Origin of the sequence: Curtobacterium sp. 8I-2, assembly GCF_902506155.1 — a bacterium.
GTDB lineage: Bacteria > Actinomycetota > Actinomycetes > Actinomycetales > Microbacteriaceae > Curtobacterium > Curtobacterium poinsettiae.
Map to the genome: position 1 here is coordinate 851717 of NZ_LR732827.1, position 16726 is coordinate 868442.

At 72.1% G+C, this 16726-nt stretch carries 21 protein-coding genes and 1 riboswitch; of the genes, 7 read left to right on the forward strand and 14 right to left on the reverse strand.

Going from position 1 to position 16726, the window contains the following annotated elements:
- Positions 1 to 60: 60 nt before the first annotated feature.
- Positions 61 to 195: riboswitch (FMN riboswitch) on the reverse strand.
- Positions 196 to 446: 251 nt separating this feature from the next.
- Positions 447 to 2159 carry a hypothetical protein gene (locus tag BOSE127_RS07720; RefSeq protein ID WP_159556787.1) on the reverse strand — a complete coding sequence of 571 codons (1713 nt, stop codon included), beginning with the start codon at positions 2157 to 2159 and terminating at the stop codon, positions 447 to 449.
- Between the two features lie 87 nt (positions 2160 to 2246).
- A complete protein-coding gene (locus tag BOSE127_RS07725) occupies positions 2247 to 3578 on the reverse strand; it encodes a hypothetical protein (protein ID WP_201300440.1) in 1332 nt (443 codons plus the stop codon).
- Between the two features lie 111 nt (positions 3579 to 3689).
- On the opposite strand from BOSE127_RS07725, the gene BOSE127_RS07730 reads away from it, so the two are divergent.
- Entirely contained in the window at positions 3690 to 4121 is a 432-nt protein-coding gene (locus BOSE127_RS07730) for a GNAT family N-acetyltransferase (protein WP_159556789.1), read from the forward strand.
- Positions 4122 to 4164: 43 nt separating this feature from the next.
- Here the strand turns inward: BOSE127_RS07730 and BOSE127_RS07735 are convergent, their stop codons facing one another.
- Together BOSE127_RS07735 and BOSE127_RS17440 are read right to left on the reverse strand one after the other, a co-directional pair.
- Entirely contained in the window at positions 4165 to 4692 is a 528-nt protein-coding gene (locus tag BOSE127_RS07735; protein ID WP_017888554.1) for an Lrp/AsnC family transcriptional regulator, read from the reverse strand.
- Positions 4693 to 4701: 9 nt separating this feature from the next.
- The gene (locus BOSE127_RS17440; RefSeq protein WP_042538093.1) at positions 4702 to 5268 is read right to left on the reverse strand and encodes a TetR/AcrR family transcriptional regulator; all 567 of its coding nucleotides are present in this window, start codon (positions 5266 to 5268) and stop codon (positions 4702 to 4704) included.
- Positions 5269 to 5390: 122 nt separating this feature from the next.
- Here BOSE127_RS17440 and BOSE127_RS07745 point away from each other — a divergent pair, with 122 nt between their 5' ends.
- The gene (locus tag BOSE127_RS07745) at positions 5391 to 6866 is read left to right on the forward strand and encodes an MFS transporter (RefSeq protein ID WP_052481698.1); all 1476 of its coding nucleotides are present in this window, start codon (positions 5391 to 5393) and stop codon (positions 6864 to 6866) included.
- Positions 6867 to 7043: 177 nt separating this feature from the next.
- On the forward strand, positions 7044 to 7493 hold the full coding sequence (locus tag BOSE127_RS07750; RefSeq protein WP_017888551.1) for a phage holin family protein: 450 nt from the start codon (positions 7044 to 7046) through the stop codon (positions 7491 to 7493).
- A gap of 82 nt (positions 7494 to 7575) precedes the next feature.
- Here the strand turns inward: BOSE127_RS07750 and BOSE127_RS07755 are convergent, their stop codons facing one another.
- Both BOSE127_RS07755 and BOSE127_RS07760 read right to left on the reverse strand, forming a co-directional pair.
- Positions 7576 to 8082 carry a hypothetical protein gene (locus BOSE127_RS07755; protein WP_017888550.1) on the reverse strand — a complete coding sequence of 169 codons (507 nt, stop codon included), beginning with the start codon at positions 8080 to 8082 and terminating at the stop codon, positions 7576 to 7578.
- Between the two features lie 39 nt (positions 8083 to 8121).
- Entirely contained in the window at positions 8122 to 8511 is a 390-nt protein-coding gene (locus tag BOSE127_RS07760; RefSeq protein ID WP_017888549.1) for a DUF5997 family protein, read from the reverse strand.
- Positions 8512 to 8544: 33 nt separating this feature from the next.
- Here BOSE127_RS07760 and BOSE127_RS07765 point away from each other — a divergent pair, with 33 nt between their 5' ends.
- Positions 8545 to 9357, forward strand: a complete 813-nt coding sequence (locus BOSE127_RS07765; RefSeq protein WP_159556791.1) for a LysR family transcriptional regulator substrate-binding protein — start codon at positions 8545 to 8547, stop codon at positions 9355 to 9357.
- Positions 9354 to 9824: a GNAT family N-acetyltransferase gene (locus tag BOSE127_RS07770; protein WP_017888547.1), complete on the forward strand. Its 471-nt coding sequence runs from the start codon at positions 9354 to 9356 to the stop codon at positions 9822 to 9824. The genes BOSE127_RS07765 and BOSE127_RS07770 overlap by 4 nt, the downstream gene beginning before the upstream one ends.
- Positions 9825 to 9974: 150 nt before the next feature.
- On the opposite strand, the gene BOSE127_RS07775 is transcribed toward BOSE127_RS07770, so the two are convergent.
- The 5 genes from BOSE127_RS07775 to BOSE127_RS07795 form a co-directional block, all read right to left on the reverse strand.
- On the reverse strand, positions 9975 to 10655 hold the full coding sequence (locus BOSE127_RS07775; RefSeq protein WP_017888546.1) for a DJ-1/PfpI family protein: 681 nt from the start codon (positions 10653 to 10655) through the stop codon (positions 9975 to 9977).
- A 45-nt stretch (positions 10656 to 10700) separates the two neighbouring features.
- Positions 10701 to 11321, reverse strand: coding sequence for a DNA-3-methyladenine glycosylase I (locus BOSE127_RS07780; RefSeq protein ID WP_017888545.1), 621 nt, complete (start codon positions 11319 to 11321; stop codon positions 10701 to 10703).
- 37 nt (positions 11322 to 11358) lie between these two features.
- Positions 11359 to 11775: a VOC family protein gene (locus tag BOSE127_RS07785; RefSeq protein ID WP_017888544.1), complete on the reverse strand. Its 417-nt coding sequence runs from the start codon at positions 11773 to 11775 to the stop codon at positions 11359 to 11361.
- Between the two features lie 175 nt (positions 11776 to 11950).
- On the reverse strand, positions 11951 to 12286 hold the full coding sequence (locus tag BOSE127_RS07790) for a hypothetical protein (RefSeq protein ID WP_017888543.1): 336 nt from the start codon (positions 12284 to 12286) through the stop codon (positions 11951 to 11953).
- Positions 12287 to 12308: 22 nt separating this feature from the next.
- Positions 12309 to 13979 (reverse strand): sodium:solute symporter family protein, encoded by a 1671-nt coding sequence (locus BOSE127_RS07795; protein WP_017888542.1) that lies wholly within the window; start codon positions 13977 to 13979, stop codon positions 12309 to 12311.
- A gap of 142 nt (positions 13980 to 14121) precedes the next feature.
- Here BOSE127_RS07795 and aroQ point away from each other — a divergent pair, with 142 nt between their 5' ends.
- Positions 14122 to 14565 carry a type II 3-dehydroquinate dehydratase gene (gene aroQ / locus BOSE127_RS07800; RefSeq protein ID WP_017888541.1) on the forward strand — a complete coding sequence of 148 codons (444 nt, stop codon included), beginning with the start codon at positions 14122 to 14124 and terminating at the stop codon, positions 14563 to 14565.
- A gap of 197 nt (positions 14566 to 14762) precedes the next feature.
- Here aroQ and BOSE127_RS07805 read toward each other — a convergent pair whose 3' ends face one another.
- Positions 14763 to 15359: an NAD(P)H-dependent oxidoreductase gene (locus BOSE127_RS07805; RefSeq protein ID WP_056071056.1), complete on the reverse strand. Its 597-nt coding sequence runs from the start codon at positions 15357 to 15359 to the stop codon at positions 14763 to 14765.
- 88 nt (positions 15360 to 15447) lie between these two features.
- Between BOSE127_RS07805 and BOSE127_RS07810 the strand changes: the two genes are divergently transcribed.
- On the forward strand, positions 15448 to 15915 hold the full coding sequence (locus BOSE127_RS07810; RefSeq protein WP_140449016.1) for an MSMEG_6728 family protein: 468 nt from the start codon (positions 15448 to 15450) through the stop codon (positions 15913 to 15915).
- A 22-nt stretch (positions 15916 to 15937) separates the two neighbouring features.
- On the opposite strand, the gene BOSE127_RS07815 is transcribed toward BOSE127_RS07810, so the two are convergent.
- A complete protein-coding gene (locus tag BOSE127_RS07815) occupies positions 15938 to 16228 on the reverse strand; it encodes a hypothetical protein (RefSeq protein ID WP_159556793.1) in 291 nt (96 codons plus the stop codon).
- Positions 16229 to 16446: 218 nt separating this feature from the next.
- On the reverse strand, positions 16447 to 16713 hold the full coding sequence (locus tag BOSE127_RS07820) for a hypothetical protein (RefSeq protein WP_017888537.1): 267 nt from the start codon (positions 16711 to 16713) through the stop codon (positions 16447 to 16449).
- Positions 16714 to 16726 lie beyond the last annotated feature (13 nt).

Genomic DNA, 16726 nt, shown 5'->3' on the forward strand with positions numbered 1-16726 from the left:
ACGATCGTCGGCATCGACGGACGGGTCGCACCCCACGGGTCGTGGGGTCGTCCTGTCCGCCCAGCGCGCCTCCCATCCGGACTTTCACCGTCGGTCCCGGATTTCCACCGGGTCAACATCTGGCGGGTTCGCACCCGTCGTCAGTTCGTGGACTGTCACCACCGGCTCGGATTTCCACCGACCCCGGAGCGCTTGCGTAGTCGGAACGATACCCCAGGCCGCTGACGGCCGCGCTCTGCTCGTGAGCGCCGTCGTAACCGGGCGTCTCCCCCGGACGGGTCCTGCGTCCGCGGTGTCCGTCGTCCAGACCGCGACGATCCACGAGTCGATCGACGAGCGGTCCGTCGGAACTTGCACACGCATCCGATGCGCCGACGTGACCGGAGGTCTCCCCGGGCACGGTGACGAGGGGCGCCACGGTGTGACGCCCCTCGATCACCCGGCGGTCAGTGCCGGCGACGGAGCACGAGCGTGCCGGCTCCGGCGAGGAGCAGCAGGAGCGCGAACCCGGCCGGCAGGACCGGCGAGCCGGCTCCCGTGTACGCGAGCTCCGGCTGGCCGTCACCGGCCGCGGCGGCCGCCGCGACGGTCCCGGCGCTGGTCCGGACCCCGCTGGTGGCGGCGGTCGTGGTGGTCGCCACGCCCGCTGTGGAGGCCCGGGTCGGCTCGACGACGTCGACCACACCCACGGGGGTGGTCACGGTGCCGGGCTCGGTGCCGGTTCCGGGGTCCGTCCCGGTGGGGACGGTTCCCGGGTCGGTCCCGGGGTCGGTGCCGGGATCCGTGCCGGGGTCGGTACCGGGGTCCGTGCCCGGGTCGGTGCCGGGGTCCGTGCCCGGGTTGGTCCCGGGGTCCGTGCCGGTGCCGGTGCCGGGGGTGGTGCTGGTGCCGTCACCGACGATGCCGATCCCGTTGCCGCCGATCGTGATCGGCAGGCTGATCACCGGGGTGACCTGGGTGCCGGAGAGCAGGCCACCGTCGCCGGAGGTCGTGCCGCCGGTCGTCGGTGTCGTGGAGCCGGTACCGGTGGCCGGAGCCGTCGTGCCGGTGCTCGTGCCGTCACCGACGATGCCGATCCCGTTGCCACCGATGGTGACCGGGACGGCGACGACCGGGCTGACCTGCGTGCCCGACGCTGTGCCGTCCGAACCCGAGGTCGAACCACCGGCGGCCGGAGCGGTCCCGGTGCCCGTGCTCGTGCCTGCGGCCGGAGCCGTGCTCGCCGAGGTACCCGTCCCGAGCAGTCCGATGCCGTTGTCCGCCACCGTGACCGGGATCGAGACCACCGGGGACACCTGCGTGCCCGAGGCCGTCCCGTCCGAACCCGAGGTCGAGCCACCGGCCGCCGCGGCGGTCCCGGTGCCCGTGCTCGTACCTGCGGCCGGAGCCGTGCTCGTCGAGCTGCCGTCACCGAGGACGCCGATGCCGTTGCCACCGATCGTCACCGGGACGTCGACCAGACCGGTCACCTGGGTGCCGGAGAGCAGTCCGTCGGTTCCCGAGGTGGTCGGCGCTGCCGGGGCCTCGGCGGCCGGGGCCGTCGGGGCCGTCGGTGCCGTCGCCGCGGGGGCGGTCGATGTCGACGTGCCGTCACCCAGGACGCCGATGCCGTTGCCGGACACCGTCACCGGGGCCGTCACGGTCGGGGCGACCTGGGTGCCGGAGGCGGTGCCGTCCTGCCCCGAGGTGCTCGGAGCGGGAGCCGCCGGGGCCGGAGCGGGAGCCGCCGGCGCCGGGGCCGGAGCCGGAGCAGCCGCGGGGGCAGCCGCGGGGGCGCTCGTCGAGACCGCATCGCCGCCGACGGCCACGGCGTTGCCGCCGACCGTCACCGGTGCTGCGACGTCCGGCACCCCCTGCGTGCCGGAGAGCGTGCCGTCCTCGCCCGAGGTGCTCGGGGACACGGCGGCGGGCGCCGGAGCAGCCGCCGGGGCCGGGGCAGCGCCGGCCGAGCCGGTCACGGTGGTCACCGCGTCACCGAGCACGCCGATGGCGTTGCCGCCGAGGGACACCGGAGCGTCCACGGAGGGCGCCACCTGGGTGCCCGAGACGGTGCCGTCGGCACCGGAGGTCGTGGCCGCGTTCGCCGCAGCCGTGCCGCCGAGCGTGAGCCCGCCGACGAAGAGGGCGAACCAGAGCCCTCTGGAGACGTACTTGTTCATGGTCGTACTCCCTGATCGAGATCGTCACCGACCGCGGACGCAGCCGGGATGTGTGCGTGCCTGCCGTGCCGGGCAGGCGCACCGATCTCAGTCAGGGGCGACGTCGTGCTCGCCGACGACCGATGCGGGGACCGCGTCGTCGGAGAGCGTGCCGCGAGACCCCGCGGCGAGGGAGACGATGTCGTCGGTCGTACCGACGATGCCGACGGCAGCTGCGCCGCCGGAGTTCGTGGAGGCGCTGCCACCGAGCACGCCGGCGTCGGTGCCGTCGAACGGGACCCCGTGGCCGTCGCCGTCCGCGGGGAGGAGCAGCGCGTGGCCGCCGAGGGTCGCGTCCTGCACGTCGACGGCTGCGAGCACCGGGCCGGCCGGCGCCGCAGGGGTCGCCGCAACGGCGTGGTCGGGCGAGCCGAACACGCCGGAGCGAGCACCCGATTCGTCGCCGGTGCCGACACGAGCCGGAGCGGTGGACACCGCGGTGCCCTGCGCGGGCGCGGTTCCGTGCCGGACGGGGACGTCGGCGACCGGCGCCGACGGGACGGGCCCGGCGGGCGGGTTCGAGCCGCCGCCCACCGGGAGTGCTGGGACGTCGACGACGGGATCCGTGCCTCCTGGCAGGGCGCCGCCGACGGACGGGACGACGCCCTCGACCACGGCGGGGACGGTGCCGACGGTGGTGCCGACCGAGCCGAGCGTGTCGTCGACCAGGCCCGTGACCGGACCGGTGACGGTGCCGAGGGTGTCGTCGCCGAGGACCGTCCCGACCACCGGGACGCTGCCGACCACGTCGTCGACGGTGTCGACGACGGCGGTCACGGGGCGTGCGCCGGTGACGTGTTCCACGGTGCCGGTGACGGGACGCAGGACGTTCGCGACGGTGTCGGTGACCGGCCGGGAGGCACTGGTCACCTGGTCGACGACCTGTCGCACCGGGCGCGTGGCCGGGTCGGCCGCGGGGGCGGTCGTGGTCGGCTGGGCAGCCGGTGTGGAGGCGACCGGAGCGGGGCTCGACGGGGCCGGGGCGGCAGGCGCGGGAGCGGCGGGAGCAGGTGCGGCGGGGACCGCGGCAGGCGCCGGGGCTGCGGGAGCAGGCGCCGATGTTGCCGGTGCCGGTGCCGGGGCTGCGGGAGCAGGTGCCGGTGCCGCGGGTGCCGGCACGACGGCCTTGCGGACGGGGTCCGTCACGCCGCCGACGACCTTGCCGACCTCGCCGGTCACCCCCTGCACGGTGCCACCGACGCCCTCGACCACGTTGCCGACGAGTCCGCGCTGCTCGGCAGCAGGCGGGGCGGTCGTGGCGGCGGATGCCGGGCGCGCGCCGAGCAGCAGGGACAGCAGCACGAGGGCAGCGAGGGTCCCGACGCCCAGCAGGACGATGCGGAGTGCGGCGCGCCAGGGTGCGCGCAACGGGTTGTCCATGCGCTCACCTCCTGATCTCGGCTGCGCACGTAGAGTGGTTGATCGGCAATGTACGCCGATCCGGTCCGGAACACACCCTGTTTCGGAAGAAATACTCAGGAAGGGCCGTCCGTGGTCTCGATCTTCAACGCTCCGACCCGCAACCTGGACATCGTCACGCTGCACGAGATCCTGCGGCTCCGGCAGGATGTCTTCGTCGTCGAGCAGGAGGCCGCGTACGGCGACATCGACGGCCGCGACCTCGAGCCGGGGACGGTGCAGTTCTGGGCCGGCAACGGCTCGGTGGACGCGACCCTGCGTCTGCTCCGCGAGCCCGACGGCACCGAGCGCATCGGCCGGGTCGCCACCGCGCAGTATGCCCGCGGGCAGGGACTCGCCGGGCAGCTCATGGAGGCGGCGATCGCCGAGTCGCGCTCGCCGAGCATCGCCCTCGGCGCCCAGTCCCACCTGGAGCAGTGGTACGGCCGCTTCGGATTCGTGCGTTCCGGGGACGAGTACCTCGAGGACCGCATCCCGCACATCCCGATGACGCGGAAGCGCTGACCCGGAGCTACTGCCCCGGGGCCCCTGACGCGGGGTTCGTGCCTCAGGCCCGCCAGCGCCGCAGTTCGTCGAACGAGCGGCCCTGGGCGGCGCGGTCGGCGACGAGGCGTTCGAACACGATGTTCGTCTGTGTCGTCGCCACCGAGGGGTCACCGCTGAGCTCGTCGGCGACGAAGTCCCGGAGCTGCTCGGTCGACTCGCACGCGATGTGCACGAGGAAGTCCTTGTCCCCGGCCAGGAACGACACGTCCTGCACGACCGGCACCCGCAGCAGGCGCTTCGCGAAGTCCCGCAGTTCGTGGCGAGCGGCGGCGTGCACGCGGACGGACACCATCGCCTCGATCGAGAACCCCAGGCGCGCGACGTCCACCTCGGCCCGGTAGCCGCGGATCACCCCGGCGTCCTCGAGGGCACGGACCCGGGCGAGGCACGTCGAGGGCGCGATGCCGACCGCGGCCGCGAGCCGGTTGTTCGGGATCCGGGCGTCCGCGGCGAGGGTCCAGAGGATGCGCTCGTCGACCTCGTCCAGGCGCGGAGCGGGGTCGGGGCGACGTGCGGGTCGGTCGGACACCCCTCGACGCTACCGCGGCGGCGCGAGCAGGGCGCGGAGGGCGTCCTCGAGCGCCGCCGACACGACGGCGTCGGCGGCGGATGCCAGGGGTTCCACCGCGGTGGACTGCCGGAGCATCGACATCCCGAGCACCACCGCGAGCGCGATCTCGGCCCGGACGAGCAGCGCGTCGGACCCGGCACCGCCGACGGTGCCCGCGAGCCGTTCGGCGTAGCGACGCAGCGTCTCGCGGCGGATGGCGTCGGCACCGTCGTCGCCGGAGGACCGGAGCAGCAGCATCAGCTGCAGCGAGTCGTCGTCGGTGGGCGTCCGCACGATGTGGGTGATGATCCCCGTGAGCGCCCGCTCGAGCCCTTGTTCGCTCGTCTCCTCGGCGCCCAGGTCACGGACGACGCGGTCGAGGCAGGCGCGGAACAGCCCTTCCTTCGACCCGAAGTACCGGTTGATCAGGGCGACGTTGACCCCGGCGTCCCCGGCGATCTCGCGCACGGTCGTCGCGCGGTACCCGTCGAAGGCGAACCGTCGGCGGGCGGCCTGCACGAGCAGGAGTCGGGTGGCCGCGGCGTCCTTGCTCATGGAGCGCAGCCTAGCGGTCCTCACAGGGATGTAAGCAAGCGTTGACATGCGGTCGTTCCCGCGTACGCTCGTGATGTCAGCAGTTGTTTACATCGCCATCGACCACGAGGACACGGAGCACGATGACCGACACCATGCAGAGCCCACGGACCGGCTCGCACCCCACCACGAACGGGCGCCGGCCGAACAGCACGGCGATCATCGTCTCCCTGTCCCTCGGCGGCCTGTCCTTCGCGGTCCTGCAGTCGCTGGTCGCCCCGGCGCTGTCGACCATCGGACAGGACCTCGGCGCCTCCACCAGTGCGACGAGCTGGGTGCTCACGGCCTACCTGCTCTCCGCCTCGGTGCTCACGCCGATCCTCGGTCGCCTCGGCGACATGATCGGCAAGCGCAAGGTCCTGATCGTCGTGCTGTCGATCCTGCTCGTCGGGGCCGTGCTCGCCGCCCTCGCGCCGAACCTCGGCGTGCTGATCGTCGGGCGGGCACTGCAGGGCGCCGCCGGTGCCGTGATGCCGCTGTCGATCGGCATCGTGCGGGACGAGCTGCCGAAGGAGAAGGTCAGCGTCACGATCGGTCTGCTGTCGGCGATCTTCGGGATCGGTGCCGGTGTCGGCATCGTCGCGGCCGGACCCATCGTCGAGCACCTGTCCTGGCACTGGCTGTTCTGGCTCCCCGCCGTGCTCGTCGTCATCGCGCTGCTCGGGGCGGTCTTCGGCATGCCGGAGTCCCCCGTGCGGAAGCCCGGACGCCTCGACACGGCCGGCACGTTCGTCCTGGCGGTGTCGCTCGTCGCGATCCTGCTCGCCGTCAGCGAGGGCGAGACCTGGGGCTGGGGCGACGCCAAGACCATCGGCCTGCTGGTCCTCGGCGCCGTCGCACTGGTCGTGTTCGTCCTCGTCGAGCTGCGGGTCGCCGAGCCGCTCATCGACGTGCGGCTCTTCGCCGTCCGCGGCGTCTGGACCGCCCACGTCGTCGCACTGGTCTTCGGGTTCGCGATGTTCGGCACCTTCGTCCTCGTCCCGACGCTCCTGCAGCTCCCGACGGCGCTCGGCTACGGCTTCGGCAAGGACGTCACCCAGGCCGGGCTCTTCCTGCTGCCGACCGTCGTGATGATGGTGGTCGCCGGGCCGATCGCCGGCGTCCTGGTGCGCAAGGTCGGCCCGAAGCCGCCGATGCTCATCGGCGGGTTCGCCATCGTCGCCGCGTTCGTGCTGCCAGCCATCGCACACGCCGAGCTGTGGCAGGTGGTGGCCTCCGGCGTCCTGACCGGCATCGGCATCGGCATGGCCCTGGCAGCCTGCTCGAACGCGATCATCGAGAGCGTCCCCGCGAACCAGACCGGCGAGGCCATCAGCGCCAACACGGTCGTCCGCACCATCGGCTCGAGCGTCGGCACCGCCGTCATCGCCGCGCTCATCACCTCGCACAGCACGCCGCAGGGTCTGCCGACCGACGACGCCTTCACGATCGGGTTCTGGGCGTGCACCGGGGTCGCGGTCGTGGCCGTGCTCGCAGCACTCGTCGCCCCGTCGATGCGTGCGCGCCGCGCAGCGGCTGCCGCCCGCGGGATCGACGACCTCGAGGAGGTCACCGAGTAGCGCGGTGGACCCGGCCACCCCGCCAGGCCCGTCCTGCGTCGTCGACGCGGGGCGGGCCTCCGCGTCCGTTGCACAACCTGGGAACGCACCGCACGCACGCGCGGCGGCGTGACGATCATCGGGTCGGTCGCGTCCTGTCAGGGGACGCGGACCGCCGCGCCCGGACAGGAGACCCTCATGAGCAGCACCGACCACGACGACACCACCGCACCCGGCCGGCCGTCGTTCCGCGACACCGTGACCGCCGGACTCGTGCAGAAGGCCCTCGAGCCGGTGCTGCGCGCGGTACGTGAGGAGGTCGCCTCGGCGCGGCGGGAGATCGGCGAGCGCGCCAGCGGTGCGAAGACCGGGCTGGTGCTCACCGGGGTGGCCGTCGGGTTCGCCCTGACGACCCTGGTCGCACTGGCGGGCTTCGCGGTGGCGCTGTTGGCCCTGGCCCTGCCGCTGTGGGCGGCGACCGGGATCACGTTCGCGGCGTTCGCGATCCTCACCGCGATCCTGTTCGTCGTCGGCCTGCGCGGGATCCGGCGCGGGGTACCGCCGGTGCCGAAGGACACGATCCAGGCGGCCAAGCAGCGGGTGACGCACGCGGCGGACGCCCCGGCGGACAGCGCCGCGCGCGACTGACGCACCCGCTCCCGCCGTCGCTGTCGGCGCAGCCGCTGCCGCTGCCGGCGCAGCCGCTGCTGCCGGCGCGGGCTGGGCTGGGCTACATCGCCAGGGTCATGCCGACCACGGCGACGGTCATCGCGAAGACCTCGCCGCTGCGGACGGCTCGCCGGTCCTCGCGCCCCCACTCGTACCGGAGCAGCCAGCCACTGAAGGCGCAGTAGCCGATCACGCCGGCACCGAGCACCGCGGACAGCGCGATGCCGTGCCCGGCGTGGTCACCGGCGACGCCCGAGGCGTGGCCCATCAGCAGCATCCCCGCCATCACGACGGCGGAGAGCGCGCGGTGCACGTCCATCGGCTCCGCACGGCGGCCGTCGGCGCGGCGTCGACGCATGACGGGCAGCGGTGCGAGCAACAGCAGCAGGGTGGCGGCGAACAGGGTCCACACGGCGCCGGCGTCGACGACGGGCATGAGCATCGCGACGAGCATCACGCCCGCCGGCACGATCACGCCCGGACGCGGCCGGTAGCGGTCACCGACGATGCAGCACACGGACGCGAACTGCGGCACGACCAGCATGGCGTCGGCGACGGTCTCGTGCACGTGGGGCGTCCTCGGTGCGGCGGAGTGGTGCGGGTGGGGTCAGTCCTCGGCGCGGGCAGCGGCCTTGGCGGCGCGCTCCTGCTTCACGCGGGCGTTCTCGGCGTGCACGGCGGCCTGCGTCGCACGCTCGCGGACGAGCCACTCGGGCTTCTGCTCGAGCAGCGTCTTGATGTCCGCCGTCGTCAGCGCGTCGTCGATCCCGGCGCGGCTCAGACCCGAGATCGAGATGCCGAGCTTCTGCGCCACGACGGGTCGCGGGTGCGGGCCGTCGCGTCGGAGGTCCTCGAGCCAGGTCGGGGGTTCGGTCCGGAGCTCGTCGAAGGCGGTCCGGGTGAGGGGAGCGCTCTGGAAGGACTCCGGAGCGGCCGTCAGCAAGATGCCGAGCTTCTTCGCAGCCGTCTCGGGCTTCATGGTCTGTTCCTGCGCCATGAGGACAAGGGTACGGCCCCTATGCTCGTCTGCATGACCGCGGCTCTCACCATCGCCTTCGTGCCGGGGGTCTCCCCCGCAAAGTGGGCCCGTGTCTGGCGGGATCGCTTCCCCTCCATCGAGCTCCGGCTGCGGCCGATCGGTGCCGACGACGTCGACGACACGCTGGCGGGCGAGGCTGACATGGTCTTCGCGCGCATGCCCGTGTCCGAGCGGCACAACGCCATCCCGCTCTGGACCGAGACGGCCGTCGTCGCGATGCCCAAGGACTCCCCCCTCGCCGAACTCGCCGAGGTCGACCTCGCCGACGCCGAGGTCCACGTGATCGACGCGGGCCCGGTGCCCGCCGACATCGACGGATCGCTCGACCTGGTCGAGGCGAACGTCGGCGTCGTGGTGCTCCCCCAGTCGCTGTTCCGCGCCGCCAGCCGCAAGGACCTGGTCGGTCGTCCGCTCATGGACGCCGAGGGCACGCGCATCGCGCTGGTCTGGCGGGACGAGGACGCCACCGAGACCACCGAGGAGTTCATCGGCGTGGTGCGCGGGCGGACCGCCAACAGTTCGCGCCAGCCAGGAGGCCCGGATCGCGACGGCGACGACGACTCGCGTCCGGCTCGTGGCGGCGCCAAGGCCGGCTCGGGTGCCAAGGGCGCGTCGGGTGGGTCCGGCGGGTCGGGTGCGTCGGGGTCCAAGGGCGCCGGCGGCTCCGGCGGCAAGGCCAAGGCGAAGTCACCCGGCAGCGGCAAGTCCGGCGCCGGCAAGAAGTCCAACACCGGCAAGGGGCCCACGCCCGGACGCGGCAAGATGCGCGGCAAGCCGAGCCGGGGTTCCAAGGGCAACCGATGACCGACACGCGGCTCGTCGCGATGCCGGCCACGCGCCTCCCGGCCTGGCTCCACCGCACGATGGCCGAGTACGTCGAGTCGCGGATGCAGGCGGGCGAGAGCCGCGAGCAGGCCGAGGCGAACGAGCAGCAGTCGCGGGACCGCTGGTTCCCGGACGGCTCCCCCGCTGACGGCCACCTGGTGTGGGAGGTCCTCGACCAGGACGACACCGTCGTCGGGTCGCTCTGGATCGGGCCGTTCACGACGGGCAGCACCGACTGGTGGGTGTTCGACGTCGAGATCGACGAGGCGCACCGGCGTCGCGGGCACGCCCGTCGCGCGCTCGAGCTCGGGCACCGCGCCGCTGCCGAACGCGGTGCGACGAGCATCGGGCTGAACGTGTTCGGCTACAACACGGGAGCGCAGGAGCTGTACGCGGCCCTCGGGTACCAGGTGACGTCGGCGCAGATGCGGAAGCCGCTGCGCTAGCGCAGGACAGCCGCGGGCGCGGCGCCGGTCACACCCCCCGCCTGCATGGCCCCGAGCGGTCACGAAGTGTCGGCTGGCCGCGCCCGGAACGACGTGTCGTGACCACTCGGCGGAGACCAGCGGGGATTCGTGACCGTGTGGAGGTCCGCGTCAGCGCAGGACGGCTGCGGCGGCGCGGGTCACCCGGTCGCCGCGCGATTCCTCGGCTGCTGCACGGGCCCGGGCGATGACGACGGCGTCGGCGCGCTCGGCTGATCCGTGGTCGAACGGTGGCTGCGGGTCGTACTCGATCTGCAGCTGGATCGCCTCGGCCGCGGGGCGTCCGGCGAGCTCGGCCGCGAGCCACAGCGCCATGTCGATGCCCGCGCTCACCCCGGCGGCGGTGACGACGGCGCCGTCCCGAGCGATCCGGGCGTCGACCGGCTGCGCACCGAAGGCCTCGAGCATCGGCTTCGAGGCCCAGTGGGTCGTCGCGCGTCGGCCGGCGAGCAGCCCGGCGGCGCCGAGCACGAAGGCCCCGGTGCACACCGACGTCATCCACGTGGCGTCCTCGGCCTGGCGCCGGACGAAGGCCACGACGTCCGGGTCGAGCATCGCGTCGAAGGCACCGTCACCGCCGGGGACGACCAGCACGTCCGCGGCGCCTGCATCCTGGATCGTCACGGTTGGGACGAGCGCGAGGCCGCAGTCGCTCGGCACGGGGTCGAGCGTCGCCGCGACGTACTCGACGCGCGCGCCGGGCACGCGGCTGAGCACCTGGGCCGGACCGGTCAGGTCCAGCTGGGTCAGGTGCGGGAACAGCAGGAACGCGATCCGGATCTCGTCGGCCATGTCGTGACCATAGTCCCGGCGCTCTCGTTCTCGTGGGCTCGGCCGTCAGTTCCAGACGCCCGAGGTCCCGCGCCGGTGGCTGCCGACCAGGTGGGTGTCGACGATGCCGAGCGCTTCCATCAGGGCGTACATCGTCGTCGGCCCGACGAAGGCGAAGCCGCGCTTCCGCAGCGCCTTCGACAGCGCGAGGGACTCGTCCGACTTCGTCGGGACCTCGGCGGAGGACCGAGGCTCGGGCGTGGTCGTCGGCCGGAACGACCACACGAAGCCGGCGAGCCCGCCGTCCTGCCGCAGGGCGATCGTGGCGTTCGCGTTGGTGATCGTCGCGAGGATCTTCGCGCGGTTCCGGACGATCCCGGCATCGGCCATCAGCCGCTCGACGTCGTCCTCGCCGAAGGCCGCGACGGTGTCGGCGTCGAAGTCGGCGAAGGCTGCACGGAACGCCGGTCGCTTCGCCAGGATCGTGCGCCACGACAGGCCGGACTGGAACGCCTCGAGCGACAGCCGCTCGAACACCCCGCGTTCATCGCGCACGGGCATGCCCCACTCGGTGTCGTAGTAGGCGCGCAGCAGGTCGTCCGACGACGCCCAGACCGGCCGGGCCAGGCCATCGTCACCGGTGACGAGGTCGGGCACGGGCGGGGCGTCGACGGGCTCGGTGCTCATGCGACCATCCTGGCGGGCGCCGCCGACACCCCGGGACTCACTCGGCGGGCGGATCGTCCTGCGTCGCCTGCTCGTCCATCCACACGTACTCCCAGCGGTGTCCGTCCGGGTCGGTGAAGCTCCGCTGGTACATGAAGCCGAGGTCCATCTCCGGGCGGTCCTCGGTGCCGCCGGCTGCCACCGCGGCGTCGACGACACGGTGGACGTCCTCCTTCGACGGTGCGCTGAGCGAGTTGATGACCTCGATCGTGTCCGGACCGGCGATCGTCTTGTCGGTGAAGTCCGCGAACTTCGCCGTCGTCAGGATCATGACGGAGATCGTGTTGCTCACCACCACGCACGCCGCGGTGTCGTCGCTGAACGCCGGGTTGATCGAGTACCCGAGCGCCTCGTAGAACGCCTTCGAGCGCTCGAGGTCGGTGACGGGCAGGTTGATGAAGACCATCGTTTCCATGGCGGTTCCTTTCGTTCCGCTCAACCTGGACCCAGCTGGATCAGCGCGCAACCGTTTCGTGGGGGAACCAACCGGTACGGGCGTCCGACGACGAGGGCGGAAACGACGAAGTCGCTGTCGTGCGACAGCGACTTCGTCGTTCTGCGTCGGCCGGGGACGCCCGAGCCAGACGGGCTCAGGCCAGCTCGCGCCCCTCGCCCGCGGCACGCTGGTGTGCCTCGGCCTCGGCCTGGCCGATGATGTCCTCGGCGGGCACGGGGTTCAGGCGGTCCCAGAGGAAGAACAACCCGCCGCCGACGAGCAGCGAGATCCCGACCCACAGGTTGATGTGGATCCCGCCGGTCTTCTCGGGGTCGGTGTTCCAGTGCACGATCCCGACGATGGTGGTGATCACGCCGTACAGGACGAACAGGCCGCCGAGGATGCGGCGCAGGTCGAGCCGGCGGGTGGAGCGGACCAGGGCTGCCTTCTGCTCCTCGGTCATCGCGCCGGGGGTGGTGGTGTCACTCATGAGCAGTGGTCTCCTTCGCGGATCAGAGGAACGGGAGGTACAGGACGACGCACAGCACGAGCGCGACGGTGCCGAGCAGCGCGGGCGAGCGGTACCAGGCGGTGTCCGTCGCGACCGAGTCGCCGTGCAGGTCGATCTTGCCGATGCCGTAGACGAGCCCGCCGAGTTCCTTCTCGTCCTTCGGCTTGGTCAGCATCGAGACGACGAAGCCGACGACCAGCACGGTGACGAACGAGATGATCGCGCCGTACAGGGTCTCCGCGGTGGCCGTGGCGAACAGGTCGGGGTTCACCAGGTACGCGATCCAGGTGATCGTCGGGGTCACGATGCCGAGGACGTAGCCCCACAGCGCACCCTGCGTCGTCATGCGCTTCCACAGCAGGCCGAGGATGAACACGGCGAACAGCGGTGCGTTGAAGAACGAGAACAGCGTCTGCATGTAGGTCATGATGTTCGACGCCTGGGCCGCGATGAACGCGGTCGCGATGCCGACCACGACGCCGACGACGGTGACCCAGCGGCCCGTCTTCAGGTAGTGCAGGTCGGGCATGTTCGGGCGGATGTAGCGCTGCCAGATGTCGTAGGTGAAGACGGTGTTGAACGACGAGACGTTCGCCGCCATGCCGGCCATGAACGATGCCAGCAGACCGGTCACGGCGATGCCGAGCACACCGGTCGGCAGGTACATCTGGATGAGCTTCGGGATCGCGTCGTTGTAGGTGAGTGTGCCGTCCGCGAACTGGTTGCCCACGACGGCCGCGGCAATGAGGCCGGGGATGACGACGATGGCCGGGATGAAGAGCTTCGGGATCGCGGCGATGAGCGGGGTGCGGCGGGCCGCGGACATGTTCTTCGCCGAGAATGCACGCTGCACCTCGGTGAAGTTGGTGGTCCAGTAGCCGAACCCGAGCACGAAGCCCAGGCCGAGCACGATGGCGAGCCAGTTGGCACCGATCGGGTTGGTGACGTCACCGAAGCCGGTGCCGGCCCAGGCCTGCAGGTGCTGCACACCCTGGGTCTTGGTGATCGCCTTCGACAGGCCGTCCCACCCGCCGACGCGGTGCAGACCGACGATCGTCAGCGGGATGAGCCCGGCGATGATCACGAAGAACTGCATGACCTCGTTGTAGATCGCGCTCGAGAGTCCGCCGAGGGTGATGTAGACGAGCACGAAGCCCGCGGAGACGATGATCGCCAGCCACTCCGGCCAGCCGAGCATGGCCTCGATGACGATGGCCATCGCGTACAGGTTGATGCCCGCGATGAGCACGTTCGACACCGCGAACGCGATCGCGTTCACCAGGTGCGGCGCCTTGCCGAAGCGGCGCAGCATGAACTCCGGCACCGAGCGGACCTTCGAGCCGTAGTAGAACGGCATCATCACGAGGCCGAGGAACACCATCGCGGGCACGGCGCCGACGAGGTAGTAGTGCAGGGTGGCCATGCCGATCTGGGCACCGTTCGCCGCCATGCCGAGGATCTCGGTGGCACCGAGGTTCGCGGACACGAACGCCAGGCCCGTGATCCACGCCGGCATCGAGCGGCCGGACAGGAAGAAGTCCATGCTCGTCCGGACCTGCTTGCGGGCGGTGAACCCGATCCCGATGACGACCGCGAAGTACACGATGATCATCAGGTAGTCGACCCAGCCCAAGTCGAGCCGGATCCCTTCGTTCGCTGCAGCGAGAACCATTCACATCTCCACGTCAGTGTGTTGCAGTCGACAACTCTGCCGACCCGGACGAAGACGTTACACCGGTTTGTGACCGTTCACATAGCCCGCGCATGCATCGTCCGCGCCGCGCATCGCTCCCCCGGTTCGCTACGCTCGGCCCATGACCGACGCGTCGCGCATCCTCGTCCTCAACGGCCCGAACCTCGACATCCTCGGGCGCCGCGACCCGGAGCAGTACGGCACCGTGACGCTCGCCGAGATCGAGGCGATCGTGCACACCGAAGCAGCGGTGCACGGGCTCGAGGCCGACTTCCGCCAGACCAACCGCGAGGGTGAGCTGGTCGAGTGGCTGCACGAGGCGCTCGACGACTTCGCCGCGGTCGTGATCAACCCGGCCGCGTACGCGCACACCTCGGTCGCACTGCACGACGCGGTGGAGGCCCTGTGGGTCCCCGTCGTCGAGGTGCACCTGTCGAACACGTGGAAGCGCGAGCCGTTCCGCCACGTCGACCACGTCGCCACCGCCGCGACGGCGGTCATCGCCGGCGCGGGTGCCGACGGCTACCGACTGGCGGTCGCGCACGTCGCGTCCCTGCTCGCCTGACCCACAGAAGACCGGGAGGCCCGTGGCGGCGCCGCCACGGGCCTCCCGTCCGCCTGCTGCTCACGCTGGCTCGCGCCCGTTCCTTCCAGTCGCACGCGCGATGCCAGGTGGTTCCGGGCGTCCCTGATGGGAACTTCCGACCAGGGACACCCGGAAGCACCGGGTACGCCCGGAAGGACGGGGCGCACGCGCGCGGATCAGAAGTCGGCGGGACGCCGCACGTCGGTGAGGCCTGCGGTGGCGAAGCCGCCACGGATCAGCGGTACGGCGCGGCGCACGGCCTGGTCGATGCGGAGCTCGAGGTCGACGCTCGCGATGTCGTAGCCACCCTCGCGCTTGGTGAAGTCCCGCTCGTTGCCGAACACCCCGAGCGGCAGCGTCGTGGACTGGAAGAAGCCGAACAACGGGCGCATCTGGTGCTCGACGAGCAGGGCGTGCCGGTCGCTGCCACCGGTGGCAGTGAGGAGCACCGGGGTGTCGACGAGGTCGTACTGGCCGACCCAGTCGAAGAACAGCTTGAAGGCGCCGGAGTAGGCCGCGCGGAAGGCCGGGCTGCCGACGACGAGCACGTCCGCGGCCTCCACCGTCTCGAGGGCCCGGCGGGTGCGGTCGGACATCGTCTCGCGACCCGAGGCCGCGCCGAGGTCGGCCAGCAGCGGGCCGATCTCGATCGTCTCGGTCCGGGCGCCGTCGATCTCCTCGGCCAACCGGGCCACCGTCGCCGCGACCAGGGTCGAGGTCCGCGAGGGGTCCGATGGGCTGCCACTGACGCCGACGACCAGTTCTCCGCTCATGCGGTCGATGCTCACACGCTGCCGGGGCGGGCGGCACGTTCGTGACGACATGTGTCGGGTGCCAGTCGGTCGGGGTAGCGTCCGCGCCATGCAGACCTTCCTGCCGTACGCCGACTTCCGGGCTTCCGCCGAGGTCCTCGACGACCGGCGGCTCGGCAAGCAGCGGGTCGAGACCCTGCAGGTGATGCGCGCACTGACGCTCCCCGACTACGGCTGGCAGCACCACCCGGTGACGGCGATGTGGCGCGGCTACCGTCCGGCGCTGATGGCGTACCAGGAGGCCACGTGCCGCGTCTGGGCCGAGCGCGGGTACGCAGACACCTGTCTCGAGAAGACCCTGCTCGACCTGGGCCGCGTGCCGGAGGACCTGGTGGCGTACGAGCGCGGCGACGTGCCGATCCCGCCGTGGAACGACGACGAGGCCCTGCACGTCTCGCACCGGTCGAAGCTCGTGCAGAAGGCGCCGGAGCACTACCGGGAGCTGTTCCCGGACGTACCGGACGACCTTGCCTACGTCTGGCCGGGGACCCCAGAACCGGCGACGCCCACCGTCTGACCGTCAGGCGACCGCCCGGCTCTCAGGCGACCGGGATCCAGCGACCGCCCTCGCGCCGGGTGACCACGTCGGAGCGGATCTCGACGACGTCGCGCAGCCCGTCGACGGCGGCGTCCCGCACGGCTGCGGCGGTCCGGTCGTCCTCGGCCTCGAAGCGCACGACCGCGCACGGGACGCCACGGAGCAGCCGGACGTCCTCGGCCTCGACCACGGCGTGTTCGCGCACCAGGGCGGCAGCGGCGGGCAGGACGGCGTCCGGTGCCGTCCCGGACGCCAGGGCACCGATCGCCAGGGTCACGCGGTACGAGGGCATGCGACGACGCTACCGGGGAACCGGATCCCGCCGTGGGCTGCAGGGGAACCGACGCCGCTGGAGGGGTGCGGACGTCGACCCACGGCGGGATCGCGGTGTACGGCGGGACACGACGACAGGGGAACGTCGCGCCCCGCGCCGGACGCCGATCAGGGGGTCGACATCCGGTCTGGGTCCACCGCGCGGCTCGGTTCAGGGGAACCGCACGGTGGTGGACCTCAAGGGTGTTCGGTGTCCTCTCGGTACCGGTCCGTCTCGGTCGGTGCAGGCATCGACCGGTGGGCGGCGGCTGGCCGGACCATCGGGAGCAGGGCACTCCCGGCGGTCGCGAGCGCTCCGACCACGGCGATGAGCCCGAGCGGGGCCGTGCCGAGGTCGTGCTGCGCTGCCAGGGCGAGCGCGACGAGAGTGGCCGGCGCCGGCAGGAGCTGCACCGCTCGGAAGCGGTCGTCCCGTCGTGTCCGGGCCACCATCACGTTCGCCATGACGACACTCTGA

Bases quoted from the DNA above. Each gene is read 5' to 3' on its own strand.
- BOSE127_RS07720 (WP_159556787.1), bottom strand. From the start codon at position 2,159: ATGAACAAGTACGTCTCCAGAGGGCTCTGGTTCGCCCTCTTCGTCGGC.
- BOSE127_RS07725 (WP_201300440.1), bottom strand. From the start codon at position 3,578: ATGGACAACCCGTTGCGCGCACCCTGGCGCGCCGCACTCCGCATCGTC.
- BOSE127_RS17440 (WP_042538093.1), bottom strand. From the start codon at position 5,268: ATGAGCAAGGACGCCGCGGCCACCCGACTCCTGCTCGTGCAGGCCGCC.
- BOSE127_RS07745 (WP_052481698.1), top strand. From the start codon at position 5,391: ATGACCGACACCATGCAGAGCCCACGGACCGGCTCGCACCCCACCACG.
- BOSE127_RS07750 (WP_017888551.1), top strand. From the start codon at position 7,044: ATGAGCAGCACCGACCACGACGACACCACCGCACCCGGCCGGCCGTCG.
- BOSE127_RS07760 (WP_017888549.1), bottom strand. From the start codon at position 8,511: ATGGCGCAGGAACAGACCATGAAGCCCGAGACGGCTGCGAAGAAGCTC.
- BOSE127_RS07765 (WP_159556791.1), top strand. From the start codon at position 8,545: ATGACCGCGGCTCTCACCATCGCCTTCGTGCCGGGGGTCTCCCCCGCA.
- BOSE127_RS07770 (WP_017888547.1), top strand. From the start codon at position 9,354: ATGACCGACACGCGGCTCGTCGCGATGCCGGCCACGCGCCTCCCGGCC.
- BOSE127_RS07775 (WP_017888546.1), bottom strand. From the start codon at position 10,655: ATGGCCGACGAGATCCGGATCGCGTTCCTGCTGTTCCCGCACCTGACC.
- BOSE127_RS07780 (WP_017888545.1), bottom strand. From the start codon at position 11,321: ATGAGCACCGAGCCCGTCGACGCCCCGCCCGTGCCCGACCTCGTCACC.
- BOSE127_RS07785 (WP_017888544.1), bottom strand. From the start codon at position 11,775: ATGGAAACGATGGTCTTCATCAACCTGCCCGTCACCGACCTCGAGCGC.
- BOSE127_RS07790 (WP_017888543.1), bottom strand. From the start codon at position 12,286: ATGAGTGACACCACCACCCCCGGCGCGATGACCGAGGAGCAGAAGGCA.
- BOSE127_RS07795 (WP_017888542.1), bottom strand. From the start codon at position 13,979: ATGGTTCTCGCTGCAGCGAACGAAGGGATCCGGCTCGACTTGGGCTGG.
- aroQ (WP_017888541.1), top strand. From the start codon at position 14,122: ATGACCGACGCGTCGCGCATCCTCGTCCTCAACGGCCCGAACCTCGAC.
- BOSE127_RS07805 (WP_056071056.1), bottom strand. From the start codon at position 15,359: ATGAGCGGAGAACTGGTCGTCGGCGTCAGTGGCAGCCCATCGGACCCC.
- BOSE127_RS07810 (WP_140449016.1), top strand. From the start codon at position 15,448: ATGCAGACCTTCCTGCCGTACGCCGACTTCCGGGCTTCCGCCGAGGTC.
- BOSE127_RS07815 (WP_159556793.1), bottom strand. From the start codon at position 16,228: ATGCCCTCGTACCGCGTGACCCTGGCGATCGGTGCCCTGGCGTCCGGG.
- BOSE127_RS07820 (WP_017888537.1), bottom strand. From the start codon at position 16,713: ATGGCGAACGTGATGGTGGCCCGGACACGACGGGACGACCGCTTCCGA.